16 protein-coding genes are annotated in these 12,542 nt (G+C 70.8%); 11 read left to right on the forward strand and 5 right to left on the reverse strand.

Annotated features, from left to right (window positions below):
- Window positions 1-6 precede the first annotated feature (6 nt).
- The 3 genes from ENE75_RS18345 to ENE75_RS24900 form a co-directional block, all read right to left on the reverse strand.
- On the reverse strand, window positions 7-384 hold the full coding sequence (locus ENE75_RS18345; RefSeq protein WP_158288997.1) for a DUF4148 domain-containing protein: 378 nt from the start codon (window positions 382-384) through the stop codon (window positions 7-9).
- Between the two features lie 513 nt (window positions 385-897).
- Window positions 898-1,899 (reverse strand): YeeE/YedE thiosulfate transporter family protein, encoded by a 1,002-nt coding sequence (locus ENE75_RS18350; protein ID WP_128199786.1) that lies wholly within the window; start codon window positions 1,897-1,899, stop codon window positions 898-900.
- A gap of 146 nt (window positions 1,900-2,045) precedes the next feature.
- Window positions 2,046-3,641 carry an SEL1-like repeat protein gene (locus ENE75_RS24900; protein WP_158288998.1) on the reverse strand — a complete coding sequence of 532 codons (1,596 nt, stop codon included), beginning with the start codon at window positions 3,639-3,641 and terminating at the stop codon, window positions 2,046-2,048.
- 284 nt (window positions 3,642-3,925) lie between these two features.
- Here ENE75_RS24900 and ENE75_RS24905 point away from each other — a divergent pair, with 284 nt between their 5' ends.
- Complete coding sequence (locus ENE75_RS24905; RefSeq protein WP_158288999.1) at window positions 3,926-4,933, forward strand: porin; 1,008 nt, start codon at window positions 3,926-3,928, stop codon at window positions 4,931-4,933.
- 63 nt (window positions 4,934-4,996) lie between these two features.
- On the opposite strand, the gene ENE75_RS18360 is transcribed toward ENE75_RS24905, so the two are convergent.
- Entirely contained in the window at window positions 4,997-5,782 is a 786-nt protein-coding gene (locus tag ENE75_RS18360; RefSeq protein WP_128199787.1) for a YiiX/YebB-like N1pC/P60 family cysteine hydrolase, read from the reverse strand.
- Window positions 5,779-6,858 carry a DEP domain-containing protein gene (locus ENE75_RS18365; protein ID WP_128199788.1) on the reverse strand — a complete coding sequence of 360 codons (1,080 nt, stop codon included), beginning with the start codon at window positions 6,856-6,858 and terminating at the stop codon, window positions 5,779-5,781. Before ENE75_RS18365 ends, ENE75_RS18360 begins: the two co-directional genes overlap by 4 nt.
- 158 nt (window positions 6,859-7,016) lie before the next feature.
- Between ENE75_RS18365 and ENE75_RS18370 the strand changes: the two genes are divergently transcribed.
- The 10 genes from ENE75_RS18370 to ENE75_RS18415 all read left to right on the forward strand — a co-directional run bounded on the left by ENE75_RS18370 (window position 7,017) and on the right by ENE75_RS18415 (window position 12,538).
- Window positions 7,017-7,238, forward strand: coding sequence for a hypothetical protein (locus tag ENE75_RS18370; RefSeq protein ID WP_128199789.1), 222 nt, complete (start codon window positions 7,017-7,019; stop codon window positions 7,236-7,238).
- An 87-nt stretch (window positions 7,239-7,325) separates the two neighbouring features.
- Window positions 7,326-8,069, forward strand: a complete 744-nt coding sequence (locus tag ENE75_RS18375) for a DUF6969 family protein (RefSeq protein WP_128199790.1) — start codon at window positions 7,326-7,328, stop codon at window positions 8,067-8,069.
- Window positions 8,057-8,815: a sigma-70 family RNA polymerase sigma factor gene (locus ENE75_RS18380; RefSeq protein WP_233259163.1), complete on the forward strand. Its 759-nt coding sequence runs from the start codon at window positions 8,057-8,059 to the stop codon at window positions 8,813-8,815. The genes ENE75_RS18375 and ENE75_RS18380 overlap by 13 nt, the downstream gene beginning before the upstream one ends.
- Window positions 8,809-9,024, forward strand: a complete 216-nt coding sequence (locus ENE75_RS18385; RefSeq protein ID WP_128199792.1) for a zf-HC2 domain-containing protein — start codon at window positions 8,809-8,811, stop codon at window positions 9,022-9,024. The genes ENE75_RS18380 and ENE75_RS18385 overlap by 7 nt, the downstream gene beginning before the upstream one ends.
- 146 nt (window positions 9,025-9,170) lie before the next feature.
- The gene (locus ENE75_RS18390) at window positions 9,171-9,629 is read left to right on the forward strand and encodes a hypothetical protein (RefSeq protein WP_128199793.1); all 459 of its coding nucleotides are present in this window, start codon (window positions 9,171-9,173) and stop codon (window positions 9,627-9,629) included.
- A gap of 49 nt (window positions 9,630-9,678) precedes the next feature.
- Window positions 9,679-9,948 (forward strand): hypothetical protein, encoded by a 270-nt coding sequence (locus tag ENE75_RS18395; protein ID WP_199232350.1) that lies wholly within the window; start codon window positions 9,679-9,681, stop codon window positions 9,946-9,948.
- A gap of 98 nt (window positions 9,949-10,046) precedes the next feature.
- On the forward strand, window positions 10,047-10,358 hold the full coding sequence (locus ENE75_RS18400; protein WP_128199794.1) for a BufA1 family periplasmic bufferin-type metallophore: 312 nt from the start codon (window positions 10,047-10,049) through the stop codon (window positions 10,356-10,358).
- A 25-nt stretch (window positions 10,359-10,383) separates the two neighbouring features.
- Window positions 10,384-11,259, forward strand: coding sequence for an MNIO family bufferin maturase (gene bufB / locus ENE75_RS18405; protein ID WP_128199795.1), 876 nt, complete (start codon window positions 10,384-10,386; stop codon window positions 11,257-11,259).
- Window positions 11,256-12,053, forward strand: coding sequence for an HvfC/BufC N-terminal domain-containing protein (locus ENE75_RS18410; RefSeq protein ID WP_128199796.1), 798 nt, complete (start codon window positions 11,256-11,258; stop codon window positions 12,051-12,053). The genes bufB and ENE75_RS18410 overlap by 4 nt, the downstream gene beginning before the upstream one ends.
- On the forward strand, window positions 12,050-12,538 hold the full coding sequence (locus tag ENE75_RS18415; protein ID WP_128199797.1) for a DoxX family protein: 489 nt from the start codon (window positions 12,050-12,052) through the stop codon (window positions 12,536-12,538). The genes ENE75_RS18410 and ENE75_RS18415 overlap by 4 nt, the downstream gene beginning before the upstream one ends.
- Window positions 12,539-12,542 lie beyond the last annotated feature (4 nt).

Genomic DNA, 12,542 nt, shown 5'->3' on the forward strand with positions numbered 1-12,542 from the left:
ACACGATCAACGCGGCACCTGGGCGCCGGCCTTCGCCAGGCGATGGTCGCGCTGCACATCGATCCGGTGCGGGTTCGGGTTGGCCTCGCCCCAGGACAGCCGCTCGCCGGCCGCGATGGCGGCGAGCACTTCCGCGCGCACGGCGGCGCGGGTGCGTGTCGAGCCGCCCATGGCCTGCAGGGCCCGGGGATCGGCCTCGCCCCAGGACAGCCGTTCACCGCGCGCCAGCGCCGCCATCACCTCCTGGCGGACTTCGGCGCGCGACTTGAGCGACACCGGCTCGTCCTCGAACAGCGTGGCCTCCTGGGCCAACACACCGAGGGACAGTGACATGGCGCCGCTCAGCGCGACGGCGTGGACGAGGGTGCGAAGGGTGCGGTTCATGGTGGACTCCTTGAAGGACGGGGCGGTGGAGTCGGCCCACCCCGGGGCCGGGCGATGCAGCCCTGCGCTGCACCGATACGGCATTGGTCGCAGCAAGGTTCAATAACGTGACGCCGCCTTCGCGCCATCGCGCCATCGCGCTCTCGAGCCTTTGCGCCGGCGCGCCTGCGACGAGCCAGCGGCTTCGGGCCCATGTTCCACGCCGAATCCAGCAGATCGCCGCACGCCACCGTCTGCAGGTTCGCGACGGCGTCGACCTCAACGGCCACGCACCCGGTCGCCTGCCGGGTCGGCACGCGGCCCACCGAATCGAATCACCATCGTCCACACCGGCCGCGCCGCAGCGCTTTGGCCAGGGCCTTGGTGCCCTTCGGCCTCGCCGGCCGTGTGCGCAGGTTGCCCCCACCGCTCGCCTGGCGGGAACCGCCCCACGGACGGCTCTCGCCCGGACGTGCCCTGGACATCGTGGCCGAGAACTGCCCGCGCCGACGCGCCGGTCGGCCAGCCCCAGGTTCATCCAGCCGGGGTGCGCAGCGACTGCGCGGCCATTGCCACGGCTATGCCCGCGCACATGGCCGGCCACGCCAGCAACGCCGCGGGCGCGCCCATGGGCAGCTGGTTCAACAGCACGCTGTCGTTGCCGCCGCCGACCAGCGCAGCGCCAACGCCCATCAACATCCCGGCCAGCAGATGCTGCAACGTCGCGGTCCGGGACGGCATACGCCAGGCCACGGTGCCCGATCGCCAGGCGGAGCCCACCACGCCGGCAAGCAGTGCCGCCGCCAGGGAAAACCGCCAGGCCATCGGGGTGTCGACGGCATTGCCGGTCTGGCCAGCCAGATCGCGCAGCGTCCCGGTATACGCCCACGGGCCCTGGACGGCGTACAGAAGACCGGCCAGCACCCCCAGTGGCGCCATCCCGCGCGGGTGCAGATGCGCAGCAACCTCGCGCCAGGTGAGCGCGGCCCCGCGCAGCCTCGTCGACACCAGGGCTGACCCCAGCCAGAGGATGGCAAAGGTCGCGAACAGGCGCCAGGGGGCCGCGTCGCTGGTCAGCCACGCCGGGTCGTACCGCGTTGGCACGGGCCACAGGCCCGCCATGTCCGTCCATTGCAGCGACGCGGCCGGCACCACCCCGAGCACGAAACCGGCCAGAGTGGCGACCATGGCACCCTCACCTTGGGCCAGGCGATTCAGGGTCGACACCGAACAGCCCCCGTTGGCAGCGGCCCCCACGCCGAAGAGCAGGCCGCCGATCAGTGCGGGAACGGCGCCCGCGGCCACGGGCACCGGTGCGTGCTGCACGCCGGCCACGCCCGCCGACGCCAGTGCGGCTGCCAGCATGGCAAAGGCCACCGCCATCGTCTGACCCTGCAACGGACGCAAGTCCCGCCGGCGCCACAGCGCCTCGATCGCACGCACGTGGCACACGCTGTGGCGCTGCGCAAGCGCACCCACGCTCGCCGCCGCGAGCAAGGACAGCGCGTCCATCCAGATCGCGAGGGACGGCGTCATCGCGGTGGGCGTCGGCGCTGTCGAGCGCCGCACGACGGGTGATGGCGACGGGGGGTCAGGCGAGGAACGCCTGGCGTGGCCAGCGCGGCGCGTGCTCCGCGGTCCCTGACACGCCCCGTCATGATCGTGGTGAGGTCACACGTTGATCAGGCACAGATGGCCGATTCGCTGCCGGGTGTCAACGCCGCCTGCACCAGCGTGCCGGCGCGTACCGCCCAGCGAGACCCGCGGCGCAAGCTGTCGAGAACCTGGCCGGTGGCCGGCGCGAAGAACAGCGACTCGGCGATCCCGTGGCGGTCGAGCAGGGTGCGCAGGCTTCGGGTGCGGGTGCGCACCGCGCCTTCGCCGTCCAGTCGCTCTCTGGGTTCGCGCATGAACAGCTCGGCGCTCTCCCGCAGGCAGCGCAGCGCATGCGCATCGGCGGCGGGCACGGCGCGCGGCGCGGCCAGCCGAGGCTGACGCAGGTGAGCGATCGGACCGACCACCAGCCCCCACGGACGCTCACCGCCAGCCGGATCGACCACCAGGGCCTCGGTGCGTGTGAGCCCGAAGTGCCTGGCCAACGAGAGCCGCGCCGCCAGCGCAGGATCGACGGCGCGAAGGGCGCGCAAGGCGAGCACCGCGTCGGCGTCGGCCCCCGGCACCGGCAACACCAGCGAGGCCAGAACCCGGGCGGCCAGCGCGTCACCCTGCTCACGCGCCAGGTGCAGCCATGCGATGGCGGTCTCGCTGTCCTCCAGCGAGCGCGCCTCGCGCAGCAGCAGCACACCCAGGCGCCGCTGGGCTTCGGCGATCCCACCCTGCGCGGCCTTTTCCAGGAAGAACCTGGCCATCTGCGGGTTGGCCACCGAACAACGGTGGTCAGCGGCCAGGGCGTGCAGCAGCATCCAGGCCTGGACCCGGCCGGCATCCGCGGCGCGCAACAGCAGCGCGGTGCCGCGGCGGAGATTGCGCTCGCGCGACAGGCTCTCAGGCGACATGGCGCCGCAAGGCAGACCGGCAAGTGCCCGTCCGAGCCGGAAGCAGGCGCGCGCATCGGCGCGCTCGGCGGCCGCGGTCAGCAGCCTTTCGGCGATGGCCACCGGCAGCCCGTGCAGGTGCACGCCCAGGTCCTCCAGCCACTCCAGTGATGCCACCACCTCGCTGGCGAGGCCGTCCTGGGTCTTCGCATCGGCGGACGACAGCAGTGCCAGGCACCAGCACAGCGCACACTCGACACGATCGGCATCCACACCGGCGGTGCCGCTCTCGCCCAAAGCCGCACGCCAGGCCAGCCGCAGCGTCGCAGCGCCGTCGAACCGGCCGGCGCGCGACATCGACCAGAAGATGGCGCGGGCGCGTTCCGCTTCGTCGCCAACCCCCTGGGGGCCCGCCAACATGCCCGAACCGGTGCGCGCGGCCAACACACGCAGCATCTGCAGACCACCCCGCCGCTGCGCGGGTTGCGTCAGCCACCACAGCGCGAGCTTCTCGGTGGCGATGTCGATGCCCTGCGCCGCGGCCTTCTGCAGAAGCGGCAACAACCCGGACTCGAGCAGTTCCACCACCGACAGGTGCGCGCAAAGCGACGCCAGTGCGTCGGTTCGTCCTGCCACCGACGGGTGGGTCAGGTGCTCGATGCCGCTGCGCAGGTGGCGCGGAAAGCTGCCGCTGCCCAGCAGGTAGGCCGTGCCGGCCCGCACGTGTGCGTCGGCATCGCCGGCGCGGGCGGCGGCCAGCAGTTGAATGTCCTGTCGATTCATGGGCTTGCTCCGGGTGGCGTGCGTCCGGACGGACGCAGCGCGCGGTCGTGTGTCCTGACATGAGTCGCACAAGGACCGTCGCGCGTGACGTCGCGACCCACAGCACCGCACAGGGGTTTTCCCGCCCGTGGCGGGCCGGACACATCGCCGTCCGTCAACACCCCCGCCGCGCTTGCGCGGCAGGGCTGCTTTCGGCCCGCAGGCTGACGCGGTGGCACGGTCCGCCGCAACCTGCCGCCAGGCCCCGTGACGCGGGGCCAGCTTCACCCCCCAAGGAGTTCACCATGCAACACATCACACGCTCACCCCGGCCTGCTGCCCGCGTAGCGCTGGCCGCGGCCCTGCTCTTCGGCGCGGCAGGCGTCTGGGCCCAGAGTTCGGTCACCATCTATGGCCTCATCGACATCGGTGTCGTCAAGGGCAACGGGGGCACCGCGGCCAACCCCTTTGCGCTGGGCACGTCCAAGGCTTGGACGCTGCAGGAGCGCTCGGGCTCGCGCCTGGGCTTTCGCGGCAACGAGGACCTCGGCGGCGGCCTCAGCGCCCAGTTCCAGATCGAGCACCGGTTCCGGCCCGACACCGGCGCGGTGACCAACCCGACCTTCTGGCACGGGCGGACGTACGTGCAGCTCCAGCACAAGTCCCTGGGCGCCGTCTACGGTGGTCGGGAGTACTCACCCGCCTATTGGCCCGCCTACTTCACCGACCCCGCCGGTTGGGACGGCGTGGGCACACTGGGCACGCACCAGTACGCGGGCTTCCGGTCCACCGGTGGCATCCGTACCAACAACACGGTGGGGTGGCGTTCACCGACCTGGGGGGGCCTCAGCGTGGCGGGTGCCGTCAGCCTGGGTGAAGGTGCGGCCGGCCGCGACTCGGCCTTCAATGTCCAGTATCGCAGCGGGCCGTTGTATGTCGGTGCTGCCTACGAGCGCATCAGTGGCGGCCCGGCCGCCAACGACGGCGACACGCTGGCCAACCTGGGCGCGAGCTGGGACTTCGGTGGGTACAAGGTGATGGCCTACCTGGCCCGCGCCGAGACCGGCGGCGGGACCCAGGACAACGACGCCTATTCCCTGGCGGCCACCGCAAAGCTGGGGCCGGGCGAGGCCTACCTGGCCTGGGGCGTCTTCGATCCCGATGGCGACGCAAACAGCCAGCGCAAGATCGGCGCCGGCTACAAGCTGCCGCTGAGCAAGCGCACCAATCTGTACGCCGATGTGGGCCAGGGACGCGAAGACGGCAAGACCGACAACACCGCGTACGCGTTCGGCATCAAGCACAGCTTCTGATGGGCATCACCCGGGCGGGCCCCTCGCGGCCCGCCCCGGGACACCATCGGGGCGGCGCCGACGTCATTCGCCCGACGCGGCGTCGCCCCAAGTCAGACCGTGGTGGTCGAAATCCGCCCGCAGCGTCGGCTTGACGATCGCGAAGTACGGTGACACGTCGAAGTCGCGTGGCACGAAGAGGCTGTGGTGGCGCACGTGCAGGATCTCGTCCATGCAGCCGGGGCACATCGGGTCCGTCGAGGGCACGCTGCGCACGTCCGGCAGGATCGGATAGCGCACCGACTGGAAGGCCTGCGCGATCAGCGTCGAGCAGATCGCCCGTGTCGGGTCGCCACTGCCCAGCGCCAGCATGCGGCGGCGCCAGCGCGTGGGCACCGGCGGCGTGGGCAGCAGGTAGCGCGCGAGATCGAACACGTTCTTTAGGTCGTAACGCATGCCGATGCGCTCGATCACGTAACCCGTCACGGCCGCAGTTTCGTGCTCGCGCAGGCTGGCTGGCCGGCAGATGCGGCAGTGCAGTCCCGCGAACTCGTCGATCGGCACGGCGCGCACACCGTCACGGATGTCGGCTTCGACGAACAGGCAGCGGCGCCCTTGCGCGTCCTGCCGGTCCAGCGCCGGGCCGACGTACAGGGCCGCGTGCGACCAGGTGCTTTGCGTGAGGTACTTGATGGCCGTGCTGACGCGGGTCTGCCCCTCCACCAGCAGCACGTCGCATGGCCGCAGGCTGGCCAGCAGCGCCGCCGGATCGGCCGGCGTGGCCGTGCCGTGGACATGGCGAACGGCACTCAGGTAGCGGCCGAGCTGCGCTCCGATCCAGGCCGCCAGCCGCCCACCGATCGACCTCATGGCCCCGGCCTCCAGCGGAAGAAGTACTCGCCGTCGCCGAACGGCCTGGCCGCGAGCACGTGGTCGAAGCAGCCCCAGGCCATCAGCCGCTGCAGCACGATCCAGGCGTCGATCCGGTCCACCGACCAACGTTCGACCACCCGGTCTACCGCGTCACGGCCGACCCAGCTTTCGGCGTAGTCGTGCCCCAGGTGCGAACGGGTTCGGGCCGGCAGCACATCGGGGTCGCGCAGATGGGCGTACACCGCCTCTAGTGGCACCGCATCGGCGCCCGGCGACCAGGCCAGGCGATAGAACAGATCCGCGTCCTGGAACGGATGCTCCTGCGTCACATGGCTCAGCAGACCCAAGGCACCCATGGCCTGGCCCAGGGCGGTCGCGTCGCCACGCCCCAGGTCGTGCAGGCGGGTGATGTGCCCGACCGCCTCGCTGCCCAGCAGGCAGCGCGGCCACGTCCGCAGGTGGTATCGACGGTCGGCCACGGGCAGATCGTTCAGCCACAGCGCGGCCACCGCCTCCGGGTTCTGGCCGGTCAGCGCATGCACCAGCCCACGCGCGTCGGTGGCGGCCGATGCGGGCCGCATCACCTGCACGAATCGCGTCAGGGTCGCGGCCGTGGGCGGCGCCACGGCGCAATGCCCGGCCACTGCCGCCACCCAGGCCTGCAGGTCCGCGCCCGCCGCACCGTGGCCCAGGTCCGCCAGCAGCCCCGCGAAACCCAGGGCCTGAACCCAATCGCGGTCGGCAGCCGACACGTGCCCGCCCCCGAATCGCGTCAGCCACGTCCGGCGCCGCACCGACTCCGGGATCGTCCGAACCGCGCGCTCCAACGGACGGCCAGGGACCATCGGGTCGGCAGTCACGTCGAAGACCACGGCGCCTGGCGCGCCCTGCGCCAGGGGTTCGAGTTGTCGCTGCCAGGCCCCGGTGTCGGCGTGCAGCACCTGCGGCAGGATGTCGGCGGCCATCAATGCGGCGCGAAGCCGGCCCGCCATCGGCGTGTCCGGCAGGTGGAGCCAGGCGAAGGCCTGAGGCATGGGTACGGTCTCCTTGCTCTGGCCCCCAGCGTGGGTCATGCGGGGGCTCAGTGCTTGGTCGCTCCGCCCGGCCCCGGCCTTACGCCTGCCCCGGCGCAGCGCCGGCTGTAATGAATGTCGGGGTGTTCGCGTCCAAATCGCGGGCGGGCCCGCATGTCGCGGCAACCCTGCCCGGGACTTTCGAGGAGACCCGGACCATGAGACATTCGCTTTCCGCCAGCCTGAGCCGCACCGTGGCGTCGGCCGTCGTCACCGCAGCCGCCCTGGGCGGCTGCGCCATGATGGGCTGCGCCGGCCGCAAGTGCGGCACCCATGCCGCCATGCACAAGTGCGGTGCCTGCAAGGCCAAGTGCGGTGCCTGCAAGGCCAAGTGCGGTGCCTGCAAGGCCAAGTGCGGCGCCTGCAAGGCCAAGCAGTGACCACGCCCCTCGGTCGCCATCGGGGATGCCCGTGCGCTCGGACAGGCGCCTGAGGCTGCCGTCGCTTCGCGGCTGCGGGCACACCGGATGAACCCGGCAGACACGCCCAACACCAGCGCCACGCGGCCCGGCGGCCGCGCGGGGAACGCGTCGACAGCCCTGCAAGCGCATTGGCGCACCTTGGACGCTGGCCAGCTGCAGCAGGTCTGGCAAGAAGCACGCGCCGGCGTGGCCGCCTTCCGCGTGGTCACCCGTCGCTTCGGGTCTCCCATCCAGGCCTGGGTGCGCGGGCAGGCCATGCACCGCGACGCCCACTATCCGGCCACGGATGTGGTGGACACCGACTCGGGGTCGCAGTACTTCTATCACGCCCATCGGCATGGCGACCGCGAGCACGGGCACCTGCACCTGTTTTGGCACGCACGCGCCGATGGCAGGCGATGGCGTCACCGTGCGCGCCGCGCGCCGGCGGGCGGCGCCAGTCATTTGCTGGCCATCGGCCTGGACGACCGTGGGGTGCCGCTGAGCCTGTTCACTGTCAATCGCTGGGTGACCGACGGTGGCTGGTTCAACGCCGCGCAGACGCTGCGCATGGTTGACCGTTTCCAGCCCGGACCTGTATCGGGCTACACCGACGTCAACCGCTGGCTGGTGTCGTTCCTGCGCCTGTATCGCCCGGCCGTGGCCACCCTGCTGGCACGGCGGGACGGCCGACTGAGCCGCTGCCATGCCGACGATCCCTTGTCCGACACGAAGCTGGAAGTGCTCAGCCGACTGGAGGTCGACTGGCTTGCCGACCTGGCCCATCTGGAGCACCTGTGCGCACCCTGACCACCCTCCGGCTGCCACTGCCACGGGCCGACACGGCCGTTCGACGGCGGGTGGACCACCCGCCGCGGTACAGTCCGGCGCGACGCCTCGCCCGCTCGACCGCTACCGTGACCCGATCATCGCCTCCCCGCGCCGCGCCTGCACCCACACCGTCCGCCCCGACTTTCGATGGTGCGGCGCTGTCGGCGCTGCGCGGAGACATGCTCCGATTCGCGCGCCTGCAGCTGCGCGATGCCGCTGCAGCCGAAGATGTGGTCCAGGAAGCGATCGAAGCGGCATGGCGGCAGTCGACATCCTTCGCCGGCCAGTCGTCGCTGAAGACCTGGGTCTTCGCGATCCTGCGTCATCGCATCGTCGACCACATCCGCCGTGACCAGCGCACGGTGAGCTTCTCTGCCTTGCTGGATGCGGAGGACGAGGCCGACTGGCAGCAAGGCCTCGACCAGCTCTTCCAGCGCTCAGGTCAGTGGCAACCGATGCACCGACCCGCGGAGTGGCCGGACCCGGAGGCGGCGATGGCCCATCGCCAGTTCTGGCAGGCCCTCGAACAGTGCCTGCAATTGCTGCCTGCAGCGACAGGCAAGGTGTTCATGATGCGTGAGTTGCTCGGCTTCGAAGTCGCGGAGATCTGCGCGCGCCTGGACATCAGCAGCGGCAACTGCCATGTCATCCTGCACCGTGCGCGCATGAAGCTGCGAAGCTGTATCCAGCCGGTGGCAGCGCACGCGGGAGACGCCGCATGCTGAGCTGCCGCGAAGTCACCGCGCTGTGTTCACAGGAACTGGATCGACCACTGGGCCTGCGAGAGCGGCTGGCCCTTCGCACCCACTTGATGATGTGCAGGGGCTGCTCCCGTTTCCGCGCCCAGATGGGCACCATGCACAACATGTTCCGGCGGTACGCCGCGGGCGAGATGCCGGGTGACGAGCACTTGCCGGGTGACACCCGGAACTGACCCCGCGCCGGCCTGCCGCCGGCATCGCTCCCACTTCCGCCGGCCTCAAGTCCAACGCGAACCCGCCGATATCCAAGGAGGGCCGATGGGTCTGAGGCGGCCGGCTCGCCGCCCGCCCCCCGACCTTCATATGGAGACCTGTCCCCATGTCCCAACGCATCCTGCTCGCCCGTCCGCATGCCTTCATCGTCAACGAGATGAGGCCGTTCCTCCTCGAGGCCGGCTTCAGCCCCGTGAAGCCCGAGTCCAAGGTGCAGCTGCTGGAGGAGCTGGGCCGGCCGGCGCAGGGCATCGTGATCTCCACCGCCGTCAGCTCGAACGTCGAGGGTGACGCCGAGGCCGTGTTCCGCTGGGTGCGGGAAAAGCAGCCGAACGTGCCGGTGGCCTTTGCCGGCATGACCGATGCGCGCTTCATGCGGCTGGCGGTGGAGCAGGCGGTCAAGGCCCTGGTGCACCAGCCGGTGATCACCGGCGCCGCCGACTACCTGGCCGCCGCCCGTGGTCACACGCGCTCCGGTGTCTTCCTGTTCCTGCGCAAGGATGACCTGTCGCCGGGGGCGGGACGTCAGGTGGCGATGGCCGCGCTGCGGGCCCATTTCGCCTGATCTGCCCACGCGGAACATGGCGTCAGGCGGCAGGAACATGGCTTCTTCCGTGCGCCCCCCCGGTCTGTGGGCGCTGATGCTGCGCCCGCCGGCATTGAAGGCGGCCCTGCGCATTGCGGCCGTCGTGGGCACCGTGCTCAATGCCGTGAACAACGGTCCGCCGTGGTGGGCCGGCGAGCCTGTCAGCGCCTGGAAAGTGGTGATGAATTATGTGGTCCCGCTGTGCGTGGCCAGCTACAGCGCAGCGCGCCAGGAGCAGCGACGCCTGGCCGCGTCCATGACGCCGGCCCCGGGTTTGCACGAGGACCGCAGCCTGTAAGCCTTGCGGGGTCAGGGACGACTGAACCGGTGTCGTCGCAGCCGCCTCCGGCGCGGCGACGGATCCGATTCACACCGCATGTTTCCAGGAGCTGTCCCATGTCCCAGACCCTCTCGACCCAAGCTACCGCCGCCGCGCTCGCGCTCGCACTCGGCACCGCACTGACCCTGGCCCACGCGCCGGCCCAGGCCCAGGGCGCCGACAAGGAGAAGTGCTACGGCGTGGCCCTCAAGGGCAAGAACGACTGCGCCGCGGGCCCCGGCACCACCTGCGCCGGCACCTCGGTGCGCGACTACCAGGGCAACGCCTGGTCGTTCGTGGCCAAGGGCACCTGCGAGAAGACGGCTTCGAAGACGTCCTCCACGGGCTTTGGCCAGCTGGCGGCCTTCAAGGAGGAGAAGAAGGGCTGATCGCTCCTGAGCGGTCGCGCCGATCATGACGACCACCGCCGTCCTGGCCGGCGTCGGCCTGAAGCCGCAGCACCTCGGGGCGCTGCGCCAAGGCCCTGCGGCGGTGGATTTCTTCGAAGTGCACGCCGAGAACTACATGGTCGCCGGCGGCCCGTTCCCCGCGCACCTGCAATGGGTGCGCGAGCGCTGGCCGCTGTCGATCCACGGTGTGGGCCTGTCCATTGGCGGCGATGCACCGCTGGACGCGACGCACCTTGATCGCCTCGCGGCCTTGCTGCGACGCTTCGAGCCGCGCTGGTTCTCCGAGCACCTCGCCTGGTCCAGCCACGGCGGCCACTTCTTCAACGATCTGCTGCCACTGCCTTACGACCTGCCGACGCTGTTGCGTGTCTGCGACCACATCGACCAGGTGCAGCATCGCCTGCAGCGACGCCTGCTGCTGGAGAACCCGAGCACCTACCTCGCGTTCAGCGCGTCCACGATGGACGAGGGCGGATTTCTGCATGAAGTCGTCCGCCGCACCGGTTGCGGCCTGCTTCTGGACGTCAACAACGCCTATGTCAGCGCCGTGAACCACGGCCAGGACCCTCTGGCCTGGGTCGCCAGCCTGCCTCTGCAGGCCGTCGGCGAGATTCATCTTGCGGGCCACGCCCAGGACCGCGACGCCGCAGGCGACCCGTTGCTGATCGACGACCACGGTTCGCCGGTGCGCGACGAAGTCTGGCAGCTCTTTGCCGACACCGTGTCCCGCATCAGGCCCGTGCCCACGCTGATCGAACGGGACAACAACGTGCCACCGCTGGCCGCCCTGCTGCGCGAGGCCGAACAGGCCCGCAAGCTGCTGCGTGCAGCAGGCCAAGTCGGTGATCCGGCGCCCCAACCGGTGCGGAGCCTGGCATGACGACCACCCCCGCCCGCCCGACGCAGCGCGCGTTCGCCCGTGCGCTCCTGGATCCCGCCTGCCCGCCGCCGTCCGGGCTGTGCACGTGGAACGGCAGCGACCCGGGACCGCGGCTGGATGTCTACCGCAACAACGTCGTCGTCTCCCTGGTCGCGGCACTGGCCGACACCTTCCCGGTGGTGCAACAGTTGGTGGGCGGTGAATTCTTCGAGGCCATGGTCCGCCTGTACATCTGCGAGTCGCCGCCAACCTCGCCCGTGCTGACCGACTACGGGGACGGCTTCGCCGACTGGGTCCATCACTTCGAGCCCGCAACCACCCTGCCCTACCTAGCGGACATGGCCCGCCTCGAACGGGCCCGCGTGCGTGCCTTCCACGCCGCTGACATCGAGCCGGTACCCCCGCAGGCGTGGCAAGCGGTGTTGTCGGATCCGTCGCGGCTGGTGGGCTGCAGCCTGTCACTGCACCCGTCGCTGGCCATCGTGCACAGCGCGTACGCCCTGGTGTCGCTCTGGCAGGCCCACCAGCACGACAACCCGGACACCATTGACGCCGCGGTCGCTGCCGTCACGCTCGATCACGCCGAACAGGCCCTGGTGTGGCGGGACGGCGATGCCGTGCTGGTCCAGCCCGTGGCACCGACCACGGCCGCCTTCGTCCTGGCGCTGCGCGCGGGCCAGCCGCTGGGCACCGCCATCGAACAGCTGGCCGGCGCCGAACTGGCGGCGCCGCTGGGCCTGCTCGTCGGCCATCGCCTGGTCACCCACATCCAATCCAACGGAGAACAACCATGAGCACCACACCGTCACCGATCACCGACCTGATCACCCGCGCGCACGCTCTCATGGCGCGCATCCCCGAGTCGGCGGTGGCACTGCTGGGCAGGTTCTCGGTGGCAGCCGTGTTCTGGAAGTCGGGGCAGACCAAGATCGAGGGGCTTCAGATCGACATCGTCGACGGCAGCTTCGAACTGGGCTGGCCACGCCTGTCGTCCTCGGCGGTGGACCTGTTCCGCGACGAGTATCAGCTGCCCCTGCTGCCCCCCGAGCTCGGTGCCGTCATGGCCGCGGCCGGAGAGCATCTGCTGCCGCTGCTGCTGCTGGCTGGCCTGGGCACAAGGTTTGCCGCGCTGGGCCTGCTCGGCATGACCGCGGTCATCCAGTTTCTCGTCTATCCAGGTGCCTACCCGACGCATGGCGTCTGGGCCGCCGTGCTGTTGTGGCTCATGGTGCGCGGCCCTGGTCGCCTGTCCATCGACCACTGGCTCGCCCGCAGGTGACACC

It is taken from the genome of Rubrivivax albus (genome assembly GCF_004016515.1).
GTDB lineage: Bacteria > Pseudomonadota > Gammaproteobacteria > Burkholderiales > Burkholderiaceae_C > Rubrivivax > Rubrivivax albus.